Raw genomic sequence first — 23655 nt, 5'->3', positions numbered from 1 at the left:
CCTTTTGATCGCCATGCCCGCTGCCGCGCAGCAGACCGCCGAGACGACTGCTGCAGAGCCCGCGACGCCGACTATGGAGTTCGGCGAATGGGGCTTCGATCCCGCATCGCTTTCGCCCAACATTGATCCGGGCGACGACTTTTTCGCCTATGTCAACAAGAGCTGGCTCGATGCGAACCCGTTACCGCCTGAGTATGCCCGCTTCGGTGCTTTCAATCTCCTGCGCGAGAAATCCACCGCCGACGTCAAGGCGGTGATCGACCAGTTGATGGCGAAAGATCCGGCGCAACTGACCGACGACGAGCGCCGCATCGTCGATGCCTACGGCTCCTATCTCGATACCGACGCGATCGAACAGGCCGGCCTTGCTCCGGCGCAGCCCTATCTCGAAACGATCAAGGGTGCCGATACGCTTGAAGATCTGGCCACCTTGTGGGGCCAGCCCGGTTACAGTTCGCCGATCTTCGCCTATGTCGAAGTCGATGCCAAGGAGCCGACGCGCTACACCGCGCAGGCCGGTGCCGGCGGCCTCGGCCTTCCCGATCGGGACTATTATCTCGACGAGAGCGAGAAGGGCCGCGAAATCCAGCAGAAGTACCGCGAATATCTTGCTTTCCTGCTCGGAGAAGCGGGATACAGCGATCCACAGGCGATGGCCCAGCAGGTCTATGCTTTCGAGGACACCATCGCCCGCACCGTGGCGTGGGACCGCGCGACGCGGCGTAATGACGACCTCACCTATACCGCACTGACGGTCGACGAGCTCGAGGCGATGGCGGGCGATTTCCCGCTCGCTGCCATGCTCGAAGCCGGTGGATTCCCCGATCTCGACCGCATCATCGTGTCTGATATTCCGCCTAGCGCCGAACGCGCGCAGGAACTCGGCCTCGACCAGGCGACGCTCGACAAGATCGGCGGGGGCTTGCCCGCATTGGCAAAACTTGCTGCGAACACGCCGATGGACGTGCTTCAGGCATGGACTGCCAAGGGTTGGCTCAATTCCAATGCCTCGGTCCTTCCCAAGCGATTCGACGATGCCAACTTCGCGCTTTACGGCACGCTGCTGAACGGCACGCCCGAACAGCGCCCGCGCTGGAAGCGTGCCACGGCAGAGACCGAAGGACTGCTCGGCGAACTGCTCGGTAAGTCCTATGTCGCGGAATACTTCCCGCCGCAAAACAAGGAAGCGATGAGCGATCTCGTCGCTAACCTTCGCCTTGCGCTGGCCGAGTCGCTTAAAGAAAACGACTGGATGACGCCGGAAACCAAGCAGCAGGCAATGGCCAAGCTCGAAAGTTTCGATCCCAAGATCGGCTATCGCGACAACCTGGAAACCTATCCCGGCCTCGGGATCGAAGCCGGCTCGCCCATCGCCAACCGCATGGCGGCGGCGCAGTGGGCATGGCAGGACAATCTCTCCAAGCTCGGCGAACCGATCGACCGTACTGAATGGTACATGCTGCCGCAGACGGTGAACGCCTATTACAACCCGACCAAGAACGAGGTCGTCTTCCCCGCCGCCATCCTGCAGCAGCCGTTCTTCGGCATCGATGCGGACCCGGCGGTAAATTACGGCGCGATCGGTGGTGTGATCGGACACGAAATGAGCCACGGTTTCGACGATCAGGGCTCCAAGTCCGATGCCACCGGCATGCTACGCAACTGGTGGACCGACAGCGATCGCAAGGCGTTTGACAAACTCGGCGATGCCCTTGTCGAGCAGTACAATGCCTATTGCCCTCTCGATAACGGCGAAACCTGTGTCAACGGCCGACTTACGCTCGGCGAGAACATCGGCGATCTCGGCGGCTTGAGCCTCGCATACCGTGCCTACAAGCTTTCGCTTAACGGCAAGGAAGACAAGGTGATCGACGGGCTTACCGGCGATCAGCGCTTCTTCCTCGCCTGGGCGCAGGTCTGGCGCTCGGAGCAGCGCGAGGCTTCGGCTCGCCAGCGGCTGACCACCGATCCGCACAGTCCGGAAGAATTCCGCGTGAACGGCATCGTGCGCAACATGGACGCTTGGTACAAGGCGTTCAACGTACAGCCGGCGGACGAGCTGTACCTGCCGCCGGAAGAGCGCATCACCATCTGGTAATTCGATGGAAACCGAAAAGCCTTAAAGGGGCGGGACAGGTCGCTTGACTTGTCCCGCCCTTTCTTCATGGACCCTGCCCCTATGCATGACTGGATCACCGCCATCATCCTCGGCATCGTCGAGGGCCTGACAGAATTCATTCCGGTCTCCTCGACCGGCCACCTCATCCTGACGACCGAACTGCTCGGCGCGGACCCCGCGGAATGGGCGCTGTTCAACGTCGTGATCCAGCTCGGCGCGATCCTCGCCGTGGTCTATCAATACTGGAGCACCTTCTGGAACGCCGGCATGGGTGTCCTGAGGCGCGAGCGCGAAGGCCTGATGTTCGCGCGCAATATCCTGCTTGCCTTCCTGCCGAGCGCCGTGATCGGCTTCGCGCTGCACGAACAGTTCGAGATACTGCTTGGCAGCCCGGCGGTCGTCCCGTGGGCGCTGCTGGTTGGCGGGATCGCCATTATCTTAATTGAACGTTCGGTCGATCCGAAGGACGAAAGCACTGTCGCCCAGCTTCCGGTCAAAAAGGTTATCGGCGTCGGTTTCGCGCAATGCCTCGCACTGGTGCCCGGTGTCAGCCGTTCGGGCGCCACGATCATGGGCGCGCTGGCAATGGGCGTGAACCGCAAGACCGCCGCGGAATTCTCCTTCTTCCTTGCCGTGCCGACCATGATCGGGGCGAGCTTCCTCGAACTCACGACCAAGTACGACCGGCTCGCGAGCGGCGCATCGCGCGTCGGCTGGGACGAAGTGGCGATCGGTTTCGTAGTCAGCTTCATCGTCGCGCTGATCGTGATCCGCGCCTTCGTCGCTTATGTCAGCAAATCGGGCTTCGCGCCGTTCGGCTGGTACCGGATCGTGGTGGGTCTCGCGGCGATCGCCTGGCTCGGCCTTGCGTGACCAAGCTGTCACAGTCTGAGATCAATAAAGGATAATTGGGAAACATCGGGAACTGCCATAGCGGCAAACCGCTAGCTGTTTCACACGTTAGGCTTTGGGAAGACCGATGGGACTGCTCTTACTCCTCGTCACTGGAATACTGGTCGGCTGGCTGACCACGATCGCGCTGCGGATCGAGGATGGCGGCGAGATCGGGCGCACGGTCGCGTTCGGCGCGGCAGGTTCGGTAATCGTGGGCTTCGCAGTTTCGAGTGGCATGGTCCTTGGATCGGTAACCGCCATCGCCTTGCTCGCCGGACTTTTGGGTGCTGCGGTTTTCGTTGCGCTTTTCGTGTTCGTACGGCGCCGTCGCACCGCGGTTTGAAATAAGGCGACAATAGGGCTTACCAAACCCTTCGCCCCGGGCTATACGCCACCGTCTTTCAACAAAGGGGAAAATCATGAAGTTCAACAAAACTCTGCTCGTCGCTTCGGCCGCCGCTCTCAGCCTCGGCGTCGCCGCATGCGACAGCCCGGCCGAAAACCAGGCCGAAGATAACATCGAACAGATGGAAGATACGCGCGACGCGCAGGTCAACGACATGGAAGCTTCGGGCCAGATCACCGACGAACAGGCCGATGCCATGGACGATCAGACCGATGCCATGGAAGAAAACATGGAAGACCAGGTCGACGAAACGATGTAATTTCGTTCGTTCGAAGTTAATTACGAAGCGGCCCCGGAGCAATCCGGGGCCGTTTTGTTTTTGTCCGAAGGGTTTCAGACCGGCGCCGCGCCGCTGCCCCGCCCGCCGCGCAACGTGTATTCCAGCGTGCCGCGATTGACGACGTAATCGATGTCGATCACCGCCGTATTGGCATAGGTGAAGCCCGGGCCGAGATTGCGGTAGAGCTTGTCGAAATCGCGCTCCACCGTCTGGCGGAACAGGTCCTCGAAACTCTCGATAACGAAATAGGTCGGCTGCAGGTCGCTGATGACGTAATCGGTGCGCATTACCCGGTCGACATTCAGCATGATGCGGTTGGGACTTTCCGCTTCGGTCGCATAAACCACTTCGGTCGGCCCGGAGAGAATGCCGGCCCCATAGGCGCGGATTTCGTCCTTCTCCTGCAACAGCCCGAATTCGACGGTGTACCAGTATAGCGAACCCAGCGCCTTTAGCCGGTTGTAGCGCATCGCCTTCCAGCCTGCCTTGCCGTATTCCGCCATGTAATCGGCATAGGTCGGATCGGTCAGCATGGGGACGTGCCCGAACACGTCGTGAAACACGTCCGGCTCCTGGATGTAATCGAACGTCTCGCGCGTGCGGATGAAATTGCCGGCGGGAAAGCGCCGGTTGGCGAGATGCCAGAAGAACACGTGATCGGGGATAAGCATGGGCACGGGCACCACGCTCCACCCGGTCAGCTTGTTGAGATTTTCGCTGAGCTCGCCGAAATCGGGCACGCCGCCCTTGCCGAGATCGAGCTTTTCGAGACCATGCATGAATGCCGTCGCCGCGCGGCCCGGCAGGACCTGCATCTGCCGCGCGAACAGGTCGTTCCAGATCGCGTCGTCCTCGCTGTCATATTCGGTTTGCTTGGGCTCGAGCCAGTCTTCGCCGACGTGGTCCGGTCGTTTAAGCGGCGCGGTAAACACGCTTTCGTCCATATCGGGCAGACGGGTGAAATCGGTTTGCGGTTCTGCAAGTGTAGCCATGCAATAGAAGCTACTACCAATCGCCGTGCGGCACAAACGATGGGAGCCAATCCGCCATGAAACGCAAAGACTACGAACGCCTGCTCGAACCGATGCAGGAAGAACTTGTCGGCATGGCGCGTTGGCTAAAGGCAACCGGCGCGCGGGTGGTCGTGCTGTTCGAAGGGCGGGATACGGCAGGCAAGGGCGGCGCGATCGGCGCGGTTTCGGAACGGCTGAATCCGCGCCAGTGCCATGTCGTCGCGCTCGGCACACCGACCGATCGTGAGCGCGGCGAATGGTATTTCCAGCGTTATGTCCAGCATTTGCCAACCGCCGGCGAAATCGTGCTGTTCGACCGAAGCTGGTACAACCGGGCGGGCGTGGAAAAGGTCATGGGCTTCGCGACCGAAGATCAGGTCACGCAATTCCTTGTGCAGGTGCCGACCTTCGAGAAGATGCTGACCGACGACGGCATCCATTTGTTGAAATACTGGTTGGCGACCGATCAGGCGCAGCAGGAAGAACGGCTGCGCGAACGGCTGGACGATCCGTTGAAGCGCTGGAAGCTTTCGCCAATCGATCTAGCCGCGCGCGAGCGGTACGAGGATTACACCGAAGCGCGCGAGCGGATGTTCGAGGCCTCCCATACCGTCTGGGCGCCGTGGACGCTGGTGGACTTCAACGACCAGAAGCAGGGGCGGCTGACCCTGATCCGCGATTTGCTCGATCGCTTGCCCGATACGATGGTGCCTCCGCCCGAAATTGCGTTCCCGCCCCTCGGCCACACCCCGCTGGTGGAGCGATACGGCGCGCTGAAACCATTGCCGGATTTTACCGGCTGACATTCAGGACAGATAGGCACCTGCTTCGGTGATCTGGCGCCCGTCGGAAGCGAAAGCGCCGAGTTCGATGCCATCTTCCCCCTCTCGCATGACGAGATGAAGCGGCTCGTTCGCGATAGCCGGGCTGAGCCCGCGAAATCGGAACTGCGCTAGACGGTTCTCGCCATATTTCGCTGCGGCGAGTTGCAGCAGCAGGCTCGCTGTCAGCGGTCCGTGGACCACCAGCCCGCGATACCGCTCGACCGCGCGCGCATAGGGCGCATCGTAATGGATACGGTGGCTGTTGAACGTCAGTGCGGAGTATCGGAACAACAGCGCTTCGTTCGGGGCGACCTCATGGTGCGCTTCCCATTCCGAGCGGTCGAACGTATCGCCGCCCGCTTCCGGCGGCGATAGCGGAGCATCTTCGGCCACCGCTTCGAGATAGACGAGGTTCTGCGTCTCTCTGGCAGCCAGCACGCCATCGGCGCTGGTCTCATGCTCGACAGCAACAAACACCATCTCGCCCCGATTGCCAGATTTGGGCGTGACCGATGCGATGCGGCTTGTCCGTTCGATCGTCGCACCGATGGCAAGCGGGGCATGGAAACGAATATCGCTTCCCGCCCACATACGCCTCGGCAGCGGGATCGGCGGCAGGAACCCCGCCTCGCTGCGTGCAGGGTGGCCGTCTTCGCCCAATTGTCCGGTTCGCGCTTCGGGTGTGCAGAGGCAGAAGTGGACCCCTTGCGGCATGGTGGCGCCCGCCGGAGCGTCGCTATCGAAGGTTGCGCACCAGCGTGCAGCTAGGCCTTGATCGAGCCGGTCCGCAGCCCGCTGCTCGCGCCCGATCCAGTCCTGCCAGTCGGTCACGCCGCCCGCTCGAACACCGCCGCCATGCCCTGCCCGCCGCCGATGCACATGGTTTCGAGGCCGTAGCGCACTTCGCGCCGCTGCATCTCGTACGCCATGTCCGCGAGGATGCGGATGCCGGTCGCGCCGATGGGATGGCCGAGAGAAATGCCCGAACCGTTGACGTTGACGATATCACGGCGACTGTCGTCCTCGGCGAAGCCCCATCCTTTCATCACGGCGAGAGCCTGCGGGGCGAACGCCTCGTTCAGTTCGATGAGGCCAATATCGTTCCAGCCGAGCCCGCTACGCGCGAACAACCGTTCAACCGCCGGGACCGGGCCGATGCCCATGCGCGAAGGATCGCAGCCCGCCGCGCTCCACGAATGGAACCACAGGATCGGTTCGAGCCCAAGTTCCTCGACCTTGTCTTCGGCCACAACGAGGCAGGCGGCGGCGGCATCGTTCTGCTGGCTCGCATTGCCGGCAGTGACGATGGCATCCTTGTCGCGCTTGCCGTCGATCGCGCGAAGCCCGCCCAGTGTCTCCATGCTTGCATCGGCGCGGAAGCCCTCGTCCTTGGCGAACATTACCGGGTCGCCGCGTCGCTGGGGGATTTCGACTTCGACGAGTTGCTCGTCGAACCGCCCCGCGTTCCATGCCGCCGCTGCATTCTGATGGCTCCGCACGGCGAAGGCGTCGGCTTCCTCACGGGAAATATCGTAATCCTTGGCGAGGTTCTCGGCCGTCTCGATCATGCCAGTGATGACGCCGAACCGCTCGATCGGCTGGCTCATCAGCCGACCGCGGGTCAGTCGGTCCCACAGCACCATGTCGCCGAGCCGCGCGCCGTGGCGGGCTTTGGTCGTGTAATGCTCGACGTTCGACATGCTTTCGACACCGCCCGCCAGCACGCAGTCCGCCGCGCCGGTCTGCACCATCATCGCCGCATTGACGACCGCCTGCAGGCCCGAGCCGCAACGCCGGTCGAGCTGGTAGCCGGGCACTTCGATCGGGTAGCCGGCGGCGAGCCAGCTCCAGCGCCCGATGGCCGGCGCCTCGCCATTGCCGTAGCCCTGGCTGAAGACGACATCGTCCACCCGCGACGGATCGAGGCCGCTGCGCTCGATCACCGCCGTGATGATCTTCGCGCCGAGTTCACCGGCCTCGAGCGGGGCCAGTGTGCCGAGAATTGCCCCGACGGGGGTGCGGAGCGGCTTGCAGATGGCGACGCGGCGAAGTTCAGGCATAGATACGGTCCTTGTCGGAAAGACGGGCGATATCGCGGTCGACGAGCGTGCCGATCGCGGCGGATGAGAGGCCGAGCCGTTCGGCCAGCACCTCTTCGGTATGCTGACCGAGGAACGGCGCGGGCCGGGGGGCGCCGGCTTCGCGCTCGGGCATATTGGCGAAGCTGCGCGGGGCGGGATATTCCAACCCGCTCGGATTGTCGGCTGTGGTCGCGAACAACGGATTGTCTCCGACAAGTACGGGGTCGTTGGCGGCTTCGTACGCCGTGCGATAGCGCTCGAACGTGCAGCCTTCGCGTGCCATCGCGGCGGAGAGGTCGGCCCAATCCTGTCCTTCGGCCTTACGCTGGAAGAGATCGAACAGCGAATGGCGGTGCTCGAAGCGCGGGCGGTCCCCCTCGGCGAAGCGTACACCCAACTTCTGTTCGAGCGCCGCGATTTGGTGCTCGACGTTGAAAGCCCGCACCAGCCCCGTCCATTGCTTGGCGGTCAGCGCGGCGACCATGAAGCGCACCCCGTCCCTAGTGCGGAAATCGCGCCCGAACGCACCCCAGATCGCATTGCCGAGCCGCTCCCGATCGCCGCCGCGATGGAGCATTTCCGCCATCGCGCCGCTATTCGCCAATGTCCCGATCGCGACATCGCCCAACGGCACGCGCACTTCGCTGCCCTCGCCCGTCCGGTCGCGGTGCCGCAGCGCGGCAAGCATGGCGAAGGCGCAATAGGCGCCCGTGATGAAGTCCCAGGCGGGCAATACCTGGTTGACCGGTGGCGCGGTGGCCATGTCCCATTCTTCCGGCCCACACATCAGCGGATAGCCGCTCGCCGCATTGACCGTGAAGTCCATCGCCTGGCGTCCGTCGTGCCAGCCCATGATGCGCACGCTGACGAGATCGGGGCGCTCGGCGGCAACCGCTGCATGGCTTAGAAAGCTTTTCTCCGGCAGGTTGGTGATGAGATTGCCGGTTTTCGCGCTGAGTTCGACCAGCAGTTCGCGCCCTACGCCGCTGCGCAGATCGAGGGCGACCGATTTCTTCGCCCGGTTGAGGTTCTCCCAGGCGAGCGAGCGGCCTTCCTCTGTCAGCAGGTAACGGTCGTAATCGAGCCCGCCTTCCTTGTGATCGACGCGGATGACCTCCGCGCCCATCTGCGCGCAATAGAGGCCGGCCGTGGGCGAGGCGACGAAGCTCGACGCCTCGATGATCGATAGGTCGCTAAGAAGGTCGTACACGCCTCAGGCCTGCGCGGCGTATTCGCGCAGCATGTTCTTGGCGATCTGCAATTGCAGGATCTGCGTCGTCCCTTCGTAGATGCGGTAGATGCGGGCATCTCGGAAGAAGCGCTCGGCATCGTATTCGGCAAGGTAGCCTGCGCCGCCATAAATCTGGACCACGCGGTCGACCACGCGGCCGCACATCTCCGAGGCGAAAACCTTGAAGGCGGCGGCCTGGCGAATGGTATTCTCGCCCCGATCGGCGCGCGCGGTCACGTCCGCCATCATGCACTCGGCGGCGTAGATTTCGGTCTCGCTTTCTGCGAGCATCTGCTGGATCAGCTGGAAGCTCGAAATCGGTTCGCCGAACGCCTGCCGCTCATTGGCGTAGCGCAACGCGGAATCGAGCGCACGACGGGCATAGCCGGTGCTCGCCGCGCCGACCGATATGCGCCCGTTATCGAGGCTCATCATCGCGAAGCGGAAGCCCTTGCCGGTTTCCCCGCCAAGCAACGCATCGCCCGGCACGTGCACATCGTCGAGCATGACATCGGCGATATGGCTGCCCGCCTGTCCCATCTTCTCGTCCGGGCTGCCAACTGAAACGCCGGGCGTGTCCATCGGCACGATGAAGGCGGAGACGTGCGCGTTCTTGGGCTGCGCCTCCTTCTCCGTGCGCGCCATGATCAGTGCGACATCGGCATGGGGCGCGTTGGTGATGTAGCGCTTGGAGCCATTGAGGATCCAGCCATTGCCGTCGGGATTGGGTTTGGCGGTGGTCTGCATCGCGGCGCTGTCGCTGCCCGAGCCGGGTTCGGTGAGGCCGAAGCAGGCGATCTCGCCGCCCGCAATGCGCGGCCACCACTCCTCCTGCTGCGCCTTGGTGCCGCCGTTCTTCAACGCAGAATTGAACATCCCGATATTGATTGAGAAGATCGAGCGATAGGCGGGCGCGGCATAGGCCATCGTTTTCACGATCTTGGCGTACTGCGTCATGTTGAGACCCGCCCCGCCATGGTCCTCGGGAACGGAGAGGCCGAACAGCCCCATTTCCTTCATTTCCTCAACGATTTCCTCGGGGATCTTGTCGTTCGCGATGACGTCCTTTTCCGCCGGAAGCAGGCGTTCGCGCACATAGCGTTCGAGCTGTTCGTGGAACTGCTCGAAAACGTCGGCATCCATGCCCGGATTGGCGGTGGCAGGTGCATCGCTCATCGTGTCTCTCCCGATGTCTGGTTATCTTGAATTTGCGTGTCCGGCGGCGCGGCTTCGCGTTCGTCGAGCATGGAGGCCGCGTCTTCCAGCGCCTGTGCCTCCTCCGTGGTGGCGGGATCGACCCGGCGCTGTTCGGGCGGAGTGCCGCAGCCGGCGAGGATCAGACCCGATGCGGAGGCGAATGCGAGGCGGTGAATCATACCCGGTTTTCTAGCGGCAGAATTCCGCCCCGCCAATTCCGCTACGGCAAGACGGCGGAGGCGCGCGTTCGGCCCCCGCCACCCGCCGTTCCAACTCAGTTCTGCTGGTCGGCGCTGTCTTCCGCCATCGCGTCCATCGCGGCGGCTGCGGTGTCCGCGGCACTGTCGCCCGCTTCCTGGATGCGCTCTTCCTCGGTCGTATTGTCGACCGGCGTGGCGGGAGCGGTCACGACATTGGCGTTGGGATCCTCGACCGGCATCTCGTTCACAGGAGCGAGCGCCTCGTCTGCGGTGATTTCGACGGTGTCGGCTTCGGCTTCCATCGAAGCGTCCTCGTTCCCGCCACCGCAGGCGGCAAGGGCGATGGAACCGGCGGCGAGCACGGTGAAACGGAACTTCATTTGCATAACTCCTTACAAAGGTCGCGGCATCATATCGCCGCATCGGACCGCGTGTTACTCCGGCAGCGCAGCGCTGACCACGGGAAAAACGCGTATGGTGCGCTTGCGCCCGGCCCGGTCTGCTCCCAAGGCAGGGGCCATGGATCGCCTCGCCCGCGCACGCGACTATCTGCGCGACATCTTCGGTTTCGACGAATTTCGCGGGCGGCAGGCCGATGTCGTCGCGCGCGTGCTCAACGGGGAATCGACCCTTGCCGTGATGCCGACCGGTGCGGGCAAGTCGCTGACCTATCAACTGCCCGCCGTGATGCTGGAAGGCACCCGCGTCGTTATCAGCCCGCTTATCGCCCTGATGCACGATCAATTGCGGAGCGCGCGGGCAAACGGTATCCGCGCCGCCACCCTGACCAGTGCGGATAGCGACTGGCGCGAAACGCAGGACGCCTTTCGTGCAGGCGCGCTCGACCTGCTCTACGTCGCGCCCGAACGCGCCAGCCAGCCCGCCTTTCGCGAATTCCTGAGCGCCACTCCGCTTGCCCTGTTTGCGGTGGACGAGGCGCACTGCGTTTCGGAATGGGGTCACGACTTCCGCCCCGATTACCGCCAGCTACGCCCGCTTATGGACCAGTTCCCGGACGTGCCCCGCCTCGCTTTGACGGCCACCGCCGACCGGCAGACCCGCGCCGACGTGATGGCGCAGCTCGGTATTCCGGAAGACGGACTGGTGCTGGCGGGCTTCGACCGGCCCAACATCCGCTATGCCATTGCCCCTCGCGACAATCCCGTACGCCAGATCGCCGCATTGATGGCCGAACAGCCGGGCGCGGGCATCGTGTATGCGCCCACCCGCCGCAAGGTAGAGGATCTTGCCGAAAAGCTCGGCGCTGCCACGGGGCGCGCCGTGCGGCCCTATCACGCCGGTCTCGATGCGGAGACGCGGGCCGCCAACCAAGCCGCCTTCGTCGCCAGCGAGGACATGGTGATCGTGGCCACGGTCGCCTTCGGCATGGGGATCGACAAGCCAGACGTGCGCTTCGTCGCACATGTCGGCGTGCCGAAATCGATCGAGGGCTATTATCAGGAGACCGGCCGCGCCGGACGCGACGGCGATCCGGCGAGAGCCGACATGTTCTGGAGCGCGGGCGATTTCGCTACCGCCCGCTCGCGCTTGGCGGAAGTCGGCGAAGCGCGGCGTGCGGCGGAACGGCAACGGCTCGATGCGCTCGCCGGACTGGTCGAGACGCCGCATTGCCGCCGCGCCGTGCTGCTGCGCCATTTCGGCGAGGAACCGCCGCCGACCTGCGGCAATTGCGACAACTGCCTCGATCCGCCCAAAGTCACCGACGCGACCGAACTCGCCCGCAAATTGCTAAGCGCGGTCTATCGCACCGGCCAGAGTTTCGGCCTCGGCCATTTGCGCAAGGTATTGACCGGGCAGAGTGACGAACGCGTGCTGCAGAAGGGGCATGAAAGCCTGTCCGTATTCGGCATCGTCGAAGGGGAGGATGCACGAATGCTCCAGCCTTTGTCGCGCGCATTGCAGGCGCGCGGCGATCTGGTGGCGACCGAGCATGGCGGTTTGGCGCTCGGCGGCGATGCGCGCGATATCCTGAAAGGCGAGCAATCCGTGGAAATCGTTGTGCCCGCGGCACGCAAGCGGAGCGGCAGGCGCGGCGGGTCCGAAGCGAACCCAGTCGGCGATCCGCTGTTCGAGGCATTACGCGACCTGCGCCGCGATCTGGCGAAGGAAGCGGGCTTGCCGCCCTATGTGATCTTCCACGATTCGACCTTGCGCCAGATGGCCGCCGCCCGGCCTACGACCCGCGAGGCGATGGGCCGGGTCGAAGGCGTGGGCGCGAAGAAGCTCGATGCCTATGGCGACGCGTTCCTGGCCGTCATTCGCCAGTATTAAACACGGCGGAACACGCCCCGACCGCTATTCGTTCTACACTCGTAAGGAGCGAAAAATGGCAGGCGGATGGACCCGCGACGGCGCGGTGCAGGATCAAATCGACGATACGGTGAGCGACGCGGTCAGCGCCGCCCGCTCGCGTATGCCGAAAGGCGAGAGCGCGGAATATTGCGACGAATGCGGTGAGCCGATCCCGGAGAAACGCCGCAACGCCCTCCCCGGCGTCCGCACCTGCGTCGAATGCCAGTCGGGCCGCGACACTGCGGTGAAGCATTCCGCCTATAACCGTCGCGGCAGCAAGGACAGCCAGTTGCGCTGATCCGCGCGGGCGTCCATCGAACAAGTCATGGCTTCCCCCTTCATCTGGCTGCAGCACGCCCTGCCCCATCATGCCGTTTCGCGTGGCGCCGGGAAACTCGCGAGCAGCGAGACGCCGTGGCTGCGCGATCTCCTCATCAGGCGCTTCATCGCCGCCTACGATGTGGACATGAGCGAGGCGGCACGCAGCGCAGGCCAGTTCCGCAGCTTCAACGATTTTTTCACGCGCGAACTCAAGCCCGGCGTCCGTCCGCTGGCCGATGCGGACGAATTCATCCTTAGCCCTGCCGACGGAGCGATCAGCCAGGTCGGACGGATCGAGGAAGGTCGCATCTTCCAGGCCAAGGGGCGCCACTTCACCGCCACCCAGTTGCTCGGCGGAGACGCTGACGCCGCACGCCGGTTCGAAGGCGGCACTTTCGCGACCATCTATCTCAGCCCGAAAGATTATCACCGGGTGCACATGCCCGCCAGCGGCGCGTTGGTCTCGACGACCTACGTTCCGGGCGATCTCTTTTCGGTCAACCAGGTCACGGCGGAGAATGTCGACGGCCTGTTCGCCCGCAACGAAAGGCTCGCCAGCCTCTTCGAGGGGGAGGACGGCCTATTCGCCAGCGTCATGGTCGGCGCGATGATTGTGGCGGGGATCGAAACGGTTTGGGGTGGCCCGGTCGAAACCCATGCGCCGAAATTGCTGCGCGACCGCTTTGCGCCGGGCGAACACGTGCTGAAGGCGGGCGACGAGATGGGGCGCTTCATTCTCGGCTCGACTACCGTACTGTTGTTCGAACCGGGCCGCGTCGAATGGATGGACCGGTTCAAAGCGGGCGACAGCGTTCGCATGGGCGAGGCACTGGGCCGGCGGTTGCGCTAGTCCAGCAAATGCCCCGCCCGGTCGCGCTTGGTCGCGAGGTAGCGGGCGTTATGCGGATTGTCCGGCAAGGCATGCGGCACGCGTTCTGCGACTGCGATGCCCGACGCTTCCAGCGCTGATACCTTCGCCGGGTTGTTCGTCATCAGGCGAATGCTGCGCACGCCCAACAATTCGAGCATCCGGGAAGCCGTGGGGAAATCGCGCGCTTCGTCGGGCAGACCGAGTCGCGTATTGGCATCGACCGTATCGAAGCCCTGATCCTGCAAGCGATAGGCGCGCAGCTTGTTGATGAGGCCAATGCCCCGGCCCTCCTGCCGCAGATACAGCAGTAAACCCCAGCCGCCCTGCGCCGCCTCGTCGGCCATCGCGCCGAGCGCCGCGTTGAGTTGCGGTCCGCAATCGCATTTCAGACTACCGAGGATATCGCCGGTAAGGCATTCGGAATGCAGGCGGACAAGCGGTGACCGGTCGGAACGCTGCTCCCCGATGATCAGCGCGACGTGCTCGCGTGTGTCGTCGGGGCTGCGAAAGGCGACGATGCGGGCATTCTCTGCCGTTTCGACGGGTAGTTTGGCCCGGCTGGCAATCTCGAGGCGGGAGGCATCGACAAACGCCGCAAGATCGGAAGGCTCCAGCATCACTGCTTCGCCCGCACCCTCGGGCGCAACGAGGAAGGCGGGCAGCATGCCTGCTAACCGCGCGAGTTCCAGCGCCGCCGCTGCCTGCTCCCGCCAATCGCATTCGAGCGCGGCGAACGGTCCCTTCATCGGATTGGCCAAGTCGAGCGCAGGATCGGCAATCGCCAAGGCAGCGGATAGATCGAACGTCCCGGCTCCACGTAGCAACACCGGCTGGCCCGGTATGGCCGCATCCCGCTGGTTCGCGAGCTTCAACGTGGCGGCACGGCTGGCGGAGATCAGCAGACGTTCCCCCGAAAGATCGCCGAACGCTGTCTCCACCGGCTGTAGCAGCGGCGCGCCCGGCATCGCCAAGGGCCAGCCGTGACGCAAGCCGTCCACCGCCTGCGCCGCCCTGCGTGCCGGAGAGGCACCTTCGCTCAGAGGTCGAACTCCGTCACCAGCGGCACATGGTCGGACGGCTTTTCCCAGTCGCGCGCATATTCATGCACCGAATGTCCTGTCGCCTGCCGTGCGAGCTCCGGGCTCGCCCACATATGGTCCAGCCGCCGCCCCCGATCGTTCGCTTTCCAGTCTTTCGAACGATAGCTCCACCAACTGTAGTAGCGCTCGGGCGCGGCGATGTGCTCGCGCCCGATATCGCTCCATCCATGCGCATCCATGAAGCGTTGCAGGCTATCCACCTCTACCGGGGTATGGCTGACGACCTTCAGGAGTTGCTTGTGGCTCCACACGTCGCTTTCAAGCGGGGCGATGTTGAAATCGCCGACGATCAAGGTTGGCCGATCCACCGCGTCGGCCCAGCGGGTCATGCGCTCGAGGAAATCGAGCTTCTGCCCGAACTTCACGTTCTGCTCGCGGTCGGGAATATCGCCACCGGCGGGCACGTAGACGTTTTCCACGATCATGCCCTGATGGACGGGATTAGTCAGTTCGACCCCGATATGCCGAGCCTCGCCGTTATCCTGCCAGTCATGCTTGGAGAAATCGCGGAACGGGATCTTCGCGACTGTCGCAACGCCGTGATAGCCCTTTTGCCCATGCACCGCGATATGCTCATAACCGAGTTCGCAGAAGGCTTCGTAGGGGAACTGATCCTCCTGGCACTTGATTTCCTGCAGGCAGAGTACGTCGGGCGCCTGCTCCTTCAGAAAGCGCGAGACGATCGGCATGCGCAGGCGCACCGAATTGATATTCCACGTAGCGACGGAGATCATGGCGGCCAGATAGGATGCGGGCGATGCGTGGTCCACCCCGCACGGGGTTCGGCCAAAGGAAAACCCTCGAGCCGGGGGCATTAGCTCGAGGGTTCCTTTGAGCGTTCGTCACGCTTGTAACGAGGTGACCTTGTGGTCGGGGGTCAACAGGGGGGAAACCCGCCTCCCGTCACTTCGTCCGATTAGGAATAGGCCTTAGCGGCTTGCTACTGAATGAATGTCGCGCGGCGTATGGCGTTAAAAGCGAACGGTTCGCCGCCAATCGGTTTATCCGGGGCGACGGGACGAACGACGCGGGTCGCGGAAGGTAAATGCGCTATCCGCAACCGACACGCCGTAGCGCTGGTTGCGCAAACGCACGGTGGTGCGGTGATTCTGCGAATCGAGCGCGACCCAATGCGTCAATTGCAGGCCGCCGGGGGCCGAAGCATCGCGCTGAAAGATCAGGGTGATCACACCGTACTCGGGATGGCTCGTATCGCGCACCTGGATGCTGACGACGTCAGGGTGCTCGGTCGGCATCAGCTTGCCGTATTTCTTTACGTCGCGGCTGGGATCGAGCAGCGCGCCCAAGGGCGAGTTCTTGATCGGCCAGCGCTGGACCTGGTTCACTTCGTAATCGATGAGATACATCGACTTGCCGTTCGAGACGACGAGCATCGGAACGCTCTTCTCGTATTGGAAACGGATCTTGCCGGGGCGCTTCAAAGTCATGACGCCGGACACGCTCTGACCGTTGCGATCGGTCTGCGTGAAGTCCGCCTTCATGGTGGAGATGCCGCGCAGCGCGGCGACCGCCTTGTCGAGATCGCCCACCGCGGCTTCGACCGGGGCAGGCGCAATCGCGAAGGTGGCGGGTATGCCGACCGCCAGCGCCAGTGCGGCGGCAGCGGTGGCGGAACGCTTGGTAAGAAAAGACAAGGTGCTCATGCTCCCGTATTGAGATCGGAGCATTGAACCATCCGTGAACCCGGCACGTTCCCGCGGTTCAGCAAGACATGCGCCGAAGCGCGGACTTACTTGATTTTGGCTTCCTTGAACTCGACGTGCTTACGCGCGATCGGATCGTACTTCTTGAAGGTCATCTTTTCCGTGATGTTGCGCGGGTTCTTCTTCGTGACATAGAAGAAACCCGTATCGGCGGTCGAGACGAGCTTGATCTTGACGGTTGCGGGCTTCGCCATGTCGTAATCCTAAATATCTCTGGTAGGCCGCCCCGAACTATATGGGACAATGCCGAAAAAATAAGGCGGCGCGCGCAGCACCGCCGTTCCGGCGCGGCCACTGCGCGATTCACACGCGAAAGTCAAGCGCGAGGCGAGCGACACCCTACCATTCGACCTTACCGCGTTTGGACTTCACATCGCCGCGCGCCTTCTTCGCCTTCAACCGCTTGACCTTACCGACGCGGTTCACCCGGCTTTTCTTGCGCTTTTTCGGCGATGTCAGTGCCTCGGAGAGGAGAGCCAAGAGCCGTTCGCGCGCGGCCTCTCGGTTCTGTTCCTGGGTGCGGTACTCGTTCGCCGCGATGAGAATTTCGCCGCTCTTGGTGAGTTTGCTTCCAGCGATCTCCTGCAACCGGTTGAAGGCATCGGGCGGCATGCCGAGCTGGAAAACGTCGACACGCAATTGCACAGCGCTCGCCACCTTGTTGACGTTCTGGCCGCCAGGGCCGGACGAAGCGATGAATTTCTCTTCCGCGATCTCCAGCGCCCGATCGGCGATTTTACCCATTGCGCCTATCCTTCGGGAAATCCGGCTGCGGCGAAATCGGCGGGCAGCGGGGCGACGGCTTCGATGGCCGGCTTCTTTTCGCGCTGCATGGTCAGCCCGGCGGCGTGGAGCATTGTGCGCGGCGCGCCCTTGCCATCACCATAGACCGGGTCGCCCAGCAGCGGAATGCCGAGGCCGGACAGCGCGTGGATGCGGATCTGGTGCGTTCGGCCCGTTTCAGGCCGGAACTCGACCAGTGCGCGCCCCTCCGCCATCGCCACGACCCGCCAATGGGTGACCGACGGTTTTCCTTTCTTCGCTGCGATCATGCGCCAGCCTTTTTCCGCGCTGCTGATCTTGGACAGGGCGAAATCGATCGTGCCTTCCTCTTCGCCAGGAATGCCTGCGAGGATACCGAGATAGCGCTTGCCGACCCGCCGCTCCTCGAACGCATGGCCGAAGCGTTTCAACGCCTTTGGATTGCGCGCCAGCAGCAGGCAGCCGCTGGTATCGGTATCGAGCCGATGGACGGGCACAGGATCGCGCTGGAAGCCGAGGCGCAGTTGTTCGAAATGATCCTCGAGACACGGCCCGCCCTTGCGCGGCCGGTCCACCGGCAGGCCCGCAGGCTTGTCGATCACCAGCGCTTCGGCATCTTCGTAAACGATGGGAATATCTTGCATAAATACCTTAGCTGGCGAGCTCTGCCTTCATCAAACCCCGCACGGCGTTGCCGATCAGGAAGCCGTTTTCCAGGTCCTCGATGCGAAGTTCCGCCTCGCGCGCTTGGCCCGATTCGATCAGCGCTTCCCGCAGGACGCCGGGGAGCAGACCGAGCGATGTGGGCGGGGTTAGCAACATGCCGTCCCGCTCGACGAAGAGAGTGGTGATGCAGCCTTCGGTCAACAAGCCGTCCTCGCGCACGAACAGCGCTTCTTCCACGCCACGTTCCGCCGCAATGTGTCGACCAGCTTCGTAAAAGCCGCGATCGCTGGTCTTGTGGCGCAGCCGCCAGTCGCCGGGATCGACCGGCAGGGGCAGAACGACACAGCGCGCCGGTTCCGGCCATGCTTCCTCGATATCCTGCACATCGACTGCGATGGCGCCCGACCGCGCGGCGAGCAGGCGCACCCGGCTCGGCTTCTCGACCGTAAAGCATAATGCATGAAGCTGGTTTCGGGCCTGATGCCGGTCGAACAGGAAGCCCAGTTCCTGTGCGCTGCTCTTCATGCGGGCGAGGTGCCGTTCAAGATGCGGCAGGCCCTCTTCGGGCGAAAACCGCATCGTCTCGATCAAGTCGAATTGCGCGGCGGCCAGATCTGGCGACGAGGCTTTCGCGAACGCACCCTTGAGCAAGGCTTCGCGGTATTCGCCGCGCGCTTCGCTATCGGCCACGATCGCGCCCCCGACGCCGAGCACGGCCTTGCCGCGCCCGTTCTCGATCTCGGTCAGGCGCAGGGTGCGGATTGCGACATTGAAGGCGGCATCGCCATCCGGCCCGATCCGCCCGATCGCGCCGCAATACGGACCGCGCGGCTCGCGCTCGACACCGCCCAGCAATTCCATCGCACGTATTTTCGGCGCGCCGGTGATCGAACCGCAGGGGAACAGTGCGCGGACCAGATCCATCGGCCCCTGCCCCGCGCGCAGTCGGGCGCGCACCACGCTCGTCATCTGATGGACGGTGGGATAGCTTTCGACGGCAAAGGGCTTGTCCACCTGCACACTGCCCGCCTCCGCCACGCGGGACAGATCGTTACGCAGGAGGTCGACGATCATCAGGTTTTCGGCCCGGTCCTTCTCCGAAGCGCCGAGCTCCTGCGCCAGCGCGGCGTCCTCCGCCGGATCGCTGCTGCGCGGGCGGGTGCCCTTCATCGGCTTGGCTTTCGCCTCACCGTCCTTCAACGATACGAACAGTTCGGGCGACAGGCTCAGCAGCCAGTGCGACCCGTCGAACAGCACGCCGCCATAGCCCGCCCGCGCCGCCGGACGCAGCGCGGCATAGAGTCCGAGCGGATCGCCCGCGAAACCGCCGGCAAGCGGAAAGGTCAAGTTGGCCTGGTAGATATCGCCCGCGCGGATCGCCTCCTGCAAAGCTGCGAAAGCCTCGGCATAGCCGCCCGGCGACAGTTGCGGTTCGAGCGGCCCGAGGCTGCCCGGCCCCTGCGCTTCCGCCGCCAGCCATTCGCCTACGTCTGCCGCCGGGATGCGCCGCCCCTCGCCAAACAGGCCGAGCCATACCAGCGGTCCCGCCCCGCAGCTGTGTGCTTCGGCCAGCGGCGCGAGCTTGGGCTCAAGCGCCAGCCCGGCTTCGTATGCGATGTAGCCTGCCAGCGTGCCGCCGCCGACCTGCGCAGCAGCGGCCGCGTCCAGCACAGCGGCGACATCCGCCGGGCGGCGCGCGACGAAGAGTTCGTGGGGGTTCTCGAACAGCATGGCATCGGCCGCGCCGCTTTCGCGGGCATCGTCGAGCAGGACGAATGGCTGCCGTTTCCCCATGCCGCTGCCTTTAACGCCTCGCCGCGCCAAGTCGAGGACTGCTTGACCGTGCCCGCGCCTCTGCGCCAATGCAGGACGAACGGCGGGAGCAGACGGATGGGATCGATCTTTCTTGGACTGGGCGGGAACGGCGAGCGGCAGGACCTCCTGCTCGGCCAGGCGAACCGCCACGGGCTGATCGCGGGCGCAACCGGGACCGGGAAGACGGTCACCTTGCAAGGCCTTGCCGAAAGCTTCTCCGCCAATGGCGTTCCTGTCTTTCTTGCCGATGTGAAGGGCGATTTGTCGGGCATCGCGATGGCCGGCAGCGCGCAGTTCAAGCATGCCGACAAACTGGAAAGCCGCGCCGCAGAATTGGGCATGACCGACTACGCCTATGCCGACAATGCTGCGGTGTTCTGGGACCTGTACGGCGAAAAAGGGTTCCCCATTCGCACGACGATCAGCGAGATGGGGCCGTTGCTGCTCGCCCGCTTGCTCGATCTGAACGAGACGCAGGAAGGCGTGCTCAACATCGTTTTCCGTTATGCCGACGACAATGGCCTGCTGCTGCTCGACCTCGGCGATCTGCAGGCGATGCTGGCCTATGCCTACGAAAATACCAGCGAACTTTCCGGAGCCTACGGCAATGTCTCGAAGGCCAGCGTCGGCGCGATCCAGCGGCAATTGCTGATGCTCGAAAGCCAGGGCGCAGGCCTGTTCTTCGGTGAGCCGGCGCTCGAGATCGATGATTTTCTCAAGACCGACGAACAGGGGCGCGGGGTCATCAATATCCTCGCCGCCGACAAGCTGATGCGCAGCCCGAAGCTTTATGCGACCTTCCTGCTCTGGTTGCTGGCTGAAATGTTCGAGACTCTCCCTGAAGTGGGCGATCCGGAAAAACCGAAGCTCGTCTTCTTCTTCGACGAGGCACATTTGCTCTTCGACGATGCGCCCGATGCGTTGGAAGACAAGGTGGAGCAGGTCGTGCGCCTGATCCGCTCGAAAGGCGTCGGCGTCTATTTCGTGACGCAGAACCCGATCGACATTCCCGAAAAAATTGCCGGCCAGCTCGGCAATCGGGTGCAGCATGCCCTGCGCGCCTTCACCCCGCGCGACAAGCGGGCGATCAAGGCGGCCGCGGAGACCTTCCGGATCAACCCGGATCTCGATGTCGAGCGCGCGATCACCGAACTGAAGGTGGGCGAAGCGCTGGTTTCGACGCTGGATGGAGACGGCGCGCCAACGGTGGTGCAGCGCACGCTCATCAAGCCGCCGCAATCCCGCCTCGGCCCGGTGACCGAGAAGGAGCGAAAAATCGTAAATTCCGTTAGCGACCTCGACGGCAAGTACGATGAGGCGGTCGATCGCGAAAGCGCAGCGGAAGTGCTGGCAGCAAAAGCCGCCGATGCCGCCTCCGTGGCCGAGGAGGTCGAGGCAAAAGGGCGCCGCGAGGTGGCTAAGGAACCGCGCAAGTCCCCCTCGCTATGGGGCAAAGCCGGGAAGGCCGCGACCAAGGCGGCAGCAGGCTCGCTGACTTCGATAGCCGTGGCCGCCGTGCTCGGCAAAAAATCGCGCGCAAACCCGCTACACACCGGCGCGACCGCCTTCGTGCGCAACATCATCGGCGGCTTGATGCGGTGATCTAGCGCGGCCGGTGCTGCGTGCCCTTGCCGGCGGTGATGAAGATCGCTGTCGCCTCGCTCGCAATATCGGCCGTATGCCACACGCTCGGGCTATTGATTGCATAGTCCCCTGGCTCGAGCGTGAAGGTGTCAACCCCGCCGCCCGCCCGCTCCTGATGCAGGACCATCTGCCCGGCGATGCAGATCACCACCTCGTCGCCTTGTGGATGCATTTCCCACATGTCCCAATCGGCGGTGAAGTGATGTTGGCTGACCAACCGCCCCTCTGCCCCGTCGACCGCGTTGCGCGCCTCGTAGGCGCCGTACCATTCCATCCCCCCGCCGAATTCAGGCTGCGGCACCGCTCGTGCGCCTAGGCCGAGATGGAGAGGCCGCACAGCGAGAGACAACTGCGATCCCGTCACAGCGAGCGGCACTCGCGTTCAAGCCATTCGAGATCGGCGCCATCGAGCTGCGGCGCGAGAACCTCGCGGACCTGCGCGTGATAATCGTTCCACCAAGCAATCTCGCGGTCGGTCAGCATGGCTTTGTCGACCATCCGGCGGTCGAGCGGCACCAGCGTCAGCGTTTCGAAACCCAGAAACTTGCCTTCCGCGCCTTCGATCCCCGCATCGACGCATAGGACGAGGTTCTCGATCCGGATGCCGTATTCGCCCGCCTTGTAATAGCCAGGCTCGTTCGAAAGGATCATGCCTTCGCGCAGCGGCGTCTCGGTGCCGGGGAAGGCGCCACCGGGCTTGGAGATGCGCTGGGGCCCTTCATGTACGGACAGGTAGCTGCCGACGCCGTGACCCGTACCGTGGCCGTAATCCATGCCCGCCTGCCACAGATGCATGCGCGCCAATACATCGAGCGCGCCCCCGGTCGTCTCGTCGGGGAAAGTCGCGAGCGCCAATTCGATATGGCCTTTGAGCACGCGCGTGTTGCGGTCGATCATTTCCGCCGTCGGCTCGCCCGGTCCGACCCATACGGTGCGGGTGATGTCGGTCGTGCCGTCGAGATACTGGCCGCCCGAATCGCACAGATAGATGCTGGAAGGCGGGATCGGGATGTTGCTGTCCTCGTCCACCTTGTAATGTGGCAAGGCGGCATGGCCGGCCGCCGCGCTGATCGTGTCGAAGCTTGTGTCCTTGAGGTCTGCGCTGAGGCCACGGAATTCGCGCAGCTTGGCGGCGGCGGTCAGTTCGTCGATCTCGCCGGAGGGGGCATTCTCCTCGATCCAGCGAAGGTATTTCGCAACCGCCGCCCCATCGCGCGCCTGCGCATCGCGATGGCCCTGCTGTTCCTCAGGCGTTTTGATCGCCTTGGGCAGCACAGCGGGATCGGCATCGCGCACCACCTTTGCCCCGCCCTGCTCCAACGCGCGGAAAATGCCCGCCACCGCATGCTTGGGATCGACCGCCACGGTCTTGCCCTTCAGGCCTTGCAGCGCCGGTTCGAAATCGCTGCGCTCGCGTACGGTCACGGCGTTGCCGAAATGCTGGACGAGTTCCGGCGTTACCTTCTCGCCCGCGATGAACAGCTCTGCGGTGCCGTCCGCATGGGCGACCACATAGGACAAGGCGACAGGCGTGTTGGCGATATCAGCCCCACGCATGTTCAGCACCCAGGCGACGGAATCGAGCGCAGTGATGACGGTCGCATCGTAACCCTCCTCCTTCAGCCAATCGGCGATGGCGGCGCGCTTGTCGGCGCTGGAGCGACCGGCGAAGCGATCTTCGTGCGGCACGGCGGCGGCGCTGCTGGGTTCGGGGCGGTCGGCCCAGACGGCGTCGATCGGATTGCCGTCGACCGCGACCAGTTCGATACCTCTCTTGGCGAACAGCTTCTCCGCCTCTTCCGCCCATTCGACGCCGTGCAACCACGCATCGTACCCGATCCGTGCACCCTTGGCCGCATTGCCGGCGATCCATTTGGCGGGCGAGGTCTTAGGCACGTCCTCGTAATCGAAGAGCTTGCCGTCCACCTGCTCGCGCACCTGCACCGTATAGCGTCCGTCGGTGAACATCGCCGCCTTGTCCTTCAGGACGACCGCGCTGCCCGCGCTGCCCCCGAAGCCGGTCAGCCAGTGGAGGCGCTGGGCATAGCTGCCGACATACTCGCTCATATGCTCGTCGGATATCGGCACGACGAAGCCGTCCAGGTCGCGCTTTTCGAGTTCGGTGCGAAGGGCCGAGAGGCGCGCTTCGTGGGTTTGCATGAGCATGGTCAAAATCCTTTCGTCCCGCCTTTGC

The 23655-nt window shown here is 63.8% G+C and carries 25 protein-coding genes; 9 read left to right on the top strand and 16 right to left on the bottom strand.

Features of this window, described 5'->3' with window-relative positions:
• The first annotated feature begins 13 nt into the window (after window positions 1–13).
• The 4 genes from E3U23_RS13330 (at window position 14) to E3U23_RS13315 (ending at window position 3678) form a co-directional block, all read left to right on the top strand.
• Window positions 14–2098, top strand: a complete 2085-nt coding sequence (locus E3U23_RS13330; protein ID WP_279351843.1) for a M13 family metallopeptidase — start codon at window positions 14–16, stop codon at window positions 2096–2098.
• Window positions 2099–2164: 66 nt separating this feature from the next.
• Window positions 2165–2992 (top strand): undecaprenyl-diphosphate phosphatase, encoded by an 828-nt coding sequence (locus tag E3U23_RS13325; RefSeq protein ID WP_431732691.1) that lies wholly within the window; start codon window positions 2165–2167, stop codon window positions 2990–2992.
• 106 nt (window positions 2993–3098) lie between these two features.
• Window positions 3099–3356, top strand: a complete 258-nt coding sequence (locus E3U23_RS13320; RefSeq protein WP_279351774.1) for a hypothetical protein — start codon at window positions 3099–3101, stop codon at window positions 3354–3356.
• Window positions 3357–3432: 76 nt separating this feature from the next.
• Window positions 3433–3678, top strand: coding sequence for a hypothetical protein (locus tag E3U23_RS13315; RefSeq protein ID WP_279351773.1), 246 nt, complete (start codon window positions 3433–3435; stop codon window positions 3676–3678).
• 74 nt (window positions 3679–3752) lie between these two features.
• Here the strand turns inward: E3U23_RS13315 and phhA are convergent, their stop codons facing one another.
• Complete coding sequence (gene phhA / locus E3U23_RS13310; protein ID WP_279351772.1) at window positions 3753–4691, bottom strand: phenylalanine 4-monooxygenase; 939 nt, start codon at window positions 4689–4691, stop codon at window positions 3753–3755.
• A gap of 56 nt (window positions 4692–4747) precedes the next feature.
• On the opposite strand from phhA, the gene ppk2 reads away from it, so the two are divergent.
• Window positions 4748–5515 carry a polyphosphate kinase 2 gene (gene ppk2, locus E3U23_RS13305; protein WP_279351771.1) on the top strand — a complete coding sequence of 256 codons (768 nt, stop codon included), beginning with the start codon at window positions 4748–4750 and terminating at the stop codon, window positions 5513–5515.
• Between the two features lie 3 nt (window positions 5516–5518).
• Here the strand turns inward: ppk2 and E3U23_RS13300 are convergent, their stop codons facing one another.
• From E3U23_RS13300 to E3U23_RS13275, 6 genes are all read right to left on the bottom strand, one after another.
• A complete protein-coding gene (locus E3U23_RS13300; protein ID WP_279351770.1) occupies window positions 5519–6367 on the bottom strand; it encodes an FAS1-like dehydratase domain-containing protein in 849 nt (282 codons plus the stop codon).
• Window positions 6364–7596 carry an acetyl-CoA C-acetyltransferase gene (locus E3U23_RS13295; RefSeq protein WP_279351769.1) on the bottom strand — a complete coding sequence of 411 codons (1233 nt, stop codon included), beginning with the start codon at window positions 7594–7596 and terminating at the stop codon, window positions 6364–6366. The genes E3U23_RS13300 and E3U23_RS13295 overlap by 4 nt, the downstream gene beginning before the upstream one ends.
• Window positions 7589–8827, bottom strand: a complete 1239-nt coding sequence (locus E3U23_RS13290) for a CoA transferase (protein ID WP_279351768.1) — start codon at window positions 8825–8827, stop codon at window positions 7589–7591. The genes E3U23_RS13295 and E3U23_RS13290 overlap by 8 nt, the downstream gene beginning before the upstream one ends.
• A gap of 3 nt (window positions 8828–8830) precedes the next feature.
• Complete coding sequence (locus E3U23_RS13285) at window positions 8831–10024, bottom strand: acyl-CoA dehydrogenase family protein (RefSeq protein ID WP_279351767.1); 1194 nt, start codon at window positions 10022–10024, stop codon at window positions 8831–8833.
• The gene (locus tag E3U23_RS13280; RefSeq protein ID WP_279351766.1) at window positions 10021–10224 is read right to left on the bottom strand and encodes a hypothetical protein; all 204 of its coding nucleotides are present in this window, start codon (window positions 10222–10224) and stop codon (window positions 10021–10023) included. Before E3U23_RS13280 ends, E3U23_RS13285 begins: the two co-directional genes overlap by 4 nt.
• Window positions 10225–10319: 95 nt before the next feature.
• A complete protein-coding gene (locus E3U23_RS13275) occupies window positions 10320–10625 on the bottom strand; it encodes a hypothetical protein (protein ID WP_279351765.1) in 306 nt (101 codons plus the stop codon).
• A gap of 139 nt (window positions 10626–10764) precedes the next feature.
• Here E3U23_RS13275 and recQ point away from each other — a divergent pair, with 139 nt between their 5' ends.
• Genes recQ through asd form a run of 3 tightly spaced genes read left to right on the top strand, consistent with a single transcriptional unit; the run spans window position 10765 to window position 13729 of the window.
• A complete protein-coding gene (recQ, locus tag E3U23_RS13270) occupies window positions 10765–12537 on the top strand; it encodes a DNA helicase RecQ (RefSeq protein WP_279351764.1) in 1773 nt (590 codons plus the stop codon).
• Window positions 12538–12592: 55 nt separating this feature from the next.
• Window positions 12593–12856 carry a DksA/TraR family C4-type zinc finger protein gene (locus E3U23_RS13265; RefSeq protein ID WP_279351763.1) on the top strand — a complete coding sequence of 88 codons (264 nt, stop codon included), beginning with the start codon at window positions 12593–12595 and terminating at the stop codon, window positions 12854–12856.
• 27 nt (window positions 12857–12883) lie between these two features.
• Entirely contained in the window at window positions 12884–13729 is an 846-nt protein-coding gene (gene asd / locus E3U23_RS13260; RefSeq protein ID WP_279351762.1) for an archaetidylserine decarboxylase, read from the top strand.
• Here the strand turns inward: asd and ribA are convergent.
• The 7 genes from ribA to pabB form a co-directional block, all read right to left on the bottom strand.
• Complete coding sequence (ribA, locus tag E3U23_RS13255) at window positions 13726–14748, bottom strand: GTP cyclohydrolase II (RefSeq protein ID WP_279351761.1); 1023 nt, start codon at window positions 14746–14748, stop codon at window positions 13726–13728. The genes asd and ribA overlap by 4 nt on opposite strands.
• A gap of 38 nt (window positions 14749–14786) precedes the next feature.
• Entirely contained in the window at window positions 14787–15584 is a 798-nt protein-coding gene (gene xth, locus E3U23_RS13250) for an exodeoxyribonuclease III (RefSeq protein ID WP_279351841.1), read from the bottom strand.
• A gap of 267 nt (window positions 15585–15851) precedes the next feature.
• Window positions 15852–16514, bottom strand: a complete 663-nt coding sequence (locus E3U23_RS13245) for a LolA family protein (protein ID WP_279351760.1) — start codon at window positions 16512–16514, stop codon at window positions 15852–15854.
• Window positions 16515–16600: 86 nt separating this feature from the next.
• Window positions 16601–16768 (bottom strand): 50S ribosomal protein L33, encoded by a 168-nt coding sequence (gene rpmG, locus E3U23_RS13240; protein WP_279351759.1) that lies wholly within the window; start codon window positions 16766–16768, stop codon window positions 16601–16603.
• Between the two features lie 145 nt (window positions 16769–16913).
• Window positions 16914–17318 (bottom strand): alternative ribosome rescue aminoacyl-tRNA hydrolase ArfB, encoded by a 405-nt coding sequence (arfB, locus tag E3U23_RS13235; protein ID WP_279351758.1) that lies wholly within the window; start codon window positions 17316–17318, stop codon window positions 16914–16916.
• A gap of 5 nt (window positions 17319–17323) precedes the next feature.
• A complete protein-coding gene (locus E3U23_RS13230) occupies window positions 17324–17980 on the bottom strand; it encodes an RluA family pseudouridine synthase (RefSeq protein ID WP_279351757.1) in 657 nt (218 codons plus the stop codon).
• A gap of 7 nt (window positions 17981–17987) precedes the next feature.
• Window positions 17988–19796, bottom strand: coding sequence for an aminodeoxychorismate synthase component I (gene pabB / locus E3U23_RS13225; protein WP_279351756.1), 1809 nt, complete (start codon window positions 19794–19796; stop codon window positions 17988–17990).
• A 96-nt stretch (window positions 19797–19892) separates the two neighbouring features.
• Between pabB and E3U23_RS13220 the strand changes: the two genes are divergently transcribed.
• Window positions 19893–21419: a helicase HerA-like domain-containing protein gene (locus E3U23_RS13220; RefSeq protein ID WP_279351840.1), complete on the top strand. Its 1527-nt coding sequence runs from the start codon at window positions 19893–19895 to the stop codon at window positions 21417–21419.
• 1 nt (window position 21420) lies between these two features.
• Here E3U23_RS13220 and E3U23_RS13215 read toward each other — a convergent pair whose 3' ends face one another.
• Window positions 21421–21825 carry a cupin domain-containing protein gene (locus E3U23_RS13215; RefSeq protein ID WP_279351755.1) on the bottom strand — a complete coding sequence of 135 codons (405 nt, stop codon included), beginning with the start codon at window positions 21823–21825 and terminating at the stop codon, window positions 21421–21423.
• Window positions 21822–23627 (bottom strand): aminopeptidase P family protein, encoded by a 1806-nt coding sequence (locus tag E3U23_RS13210; RefSeq protein ID WP_279351754.1) that lies wholly within the window; start codon window positions 23625–23627, stop codon window positions 21822–21824. The genes E3U23_RS13215 and E3U23_RS13210 overlap by 4 nt, the downstream gene beginning before the upstream one ends.
• Window positions 23628–23655 lie beyond the last annotated feature (28 nt).

Origin of the sequence: Erythrobacter litoralis (genome assembly GCF_029760855.1) — a bacterium.
GTDB classification, from domain to species: Bacteria; Pseudomonadota; Alphaproteobacteria; order Sphingomonadales; family Sphingomonadaceae; genus Qipengyuania; species Qipengyuania litoralis_A.
The sequence above is the reverse complement of the archived record's forward strand: the minus strand, read 5'-3'. Positions and strand labels throughout refer to the sequence as shown.

Excerpts from the sequence above, each read along its gene's own strand:
- E3U23_RS13330 (WP_279351843.1), top strand. The coding sequence starts at position 14 with ATGCCCGCTGCCGCGCAGCAGACCGCCGAGACGACTGCTGCAGAGCCC.
- E3U23_RS13325 (WP_431732691.1), top strand. The coding sequence starts at position 2,165 with ATGGACCCTGCCCCTATGCATGACTGGATCACCGCCATCATCCTCGGC.
- E3U23_RS13320 (WP_279351774.1), top strand. The coding sequence starts at position 3,099 with ATGGGACTGCTCTTACTCCTCGTCACTGGAATACTGGTCGGCTGGCTG.
- E3U23_RS13315 (WP_279351773.1), top strand. The coding sequence starts at position 3,433 with ATGAAGTTCAACAAAACTCTGCTCGTCGCTTCGGCCGCCGCTCTCAGC.
- phhA (WP_279351772.1), bottom strand. The coding sequence starts at position 4,691 with ATGGCTACACTTGCAGAACCGCAAACCGATTTCACCCGTCTGCCCGAT.
- ppk2 (WP_279351771.1), top strand. The coding sequence starts at position 4,748 with ATGAAACGCAAAGACTACGAACGCCTGCTCGAACCGATGCAGGAAGAA.
- E3U23_RS13295 (WP_279351769.1), bottom strand. The coding sequence starts at position 7,596 with ATGCCTGAACTTCGCCGCGTCGCCATCTGCAAGCCGCTCCGCACCCCC.
- E3U23_RS13285 (WP_279351767.1), bottom strand. The coding sequence starts at position 10,024 with ATGAGCGATGCACCTGCCACCGCCAATCCGGGCATGGATGCCGACGTT.
- E3U23_RS13280 (WP_279351766.1), bottom strand. The coding sequence starts at position 10,224 with ATGATTCACCGCCTCGCATTCGCCTCCGCATCGGGTCTGATCCTCGCC.
- E3U23_RS13275 (WP_279351765.1), bottom strand. The coding sequence starts at position 10,625 with ATGAAGTTCCGTTTCACCGTGCTCGCCGCCGGTTCCATCGCCCTTGCC.
- recQ (WP_279351764.1), top strand. The coding sequence starts at position 10,765 with ATGGATCGCCTCGCCCGCGCACGCGACTATCTGCGCGACATCTTCGGT.
- E3U23_RS13265 (WP_279351763.1), top strand. The coding sequence starts at position 12,593 with ATGGCAGGCGGATGGACCCGCGACGGCGCGGTGCAGGATCAAATCGAC.
- asd (WP_279351762.1), top strand. The coding sequence starts at position 12,884 with ATGGCTTCCCCCTTCATCTGGCTGCAGCACGCCCTGCCCCATCATGCC.
- xth (WP_279351841.1), bottom strand. The coding sequence starts at position 15,584 with ATGATCTCCGTCGCTACGTGGAATATCAATTCGGTGCGCCTGCGCATG.
- E3U23_RS13245 (WP_279351760.1), bottom strand. The coding sequence starts at position 16,514 with ATGAGCACCTTGTCTTTTCTTACCAAGCGTTCCGCCACCGCTGCCGCC.
- rpmG (WP_279351759.1), bottom strand. The coding sequence starts at position 16,768 with ATGGCGAAGCCCGCAACCGTCAAGATCAAGCTCGTCTCGACCGCCGAT.
- arfB (WP_279351758.1), bottom strand. The coding sequence starts at position 17,318 with ATGGGTAAAATCGCCGATCGGGCGCTGGAGATCGCGGAAGAGAAATTC.
- E3U23_RS13230 (WP_279351757.1), bottom strand. The coding sequence starts at position 17,980 with ATGCAAGATATTCCCATCGTTTACGAAGATGCCGAAGCGCTGGTGATC.
- pabB (WP_279351756.1), bottom strand. The coding sequence starts at position 19,796 with ATGGGGAAACGGCAGCCATTCGTCCTGCTCGACGATGCCCGCGAAAGC.
- E3U23_RS13220 (WP_279351840.1), top strand. The coding sequence starts at position 19,893 with ATGGGATCGATCTTTCTTGGACTGGGCGGGAACGGCGAGCGGCAGGAC.
- E3U23_RS13210 (WP_279351754.1), bottom strand. The coding sequence starts at position 23,627 with ATGCTCATGCAAACCCACGAAGCGCGCCTCTCGGCCCTTCGCACCGAA.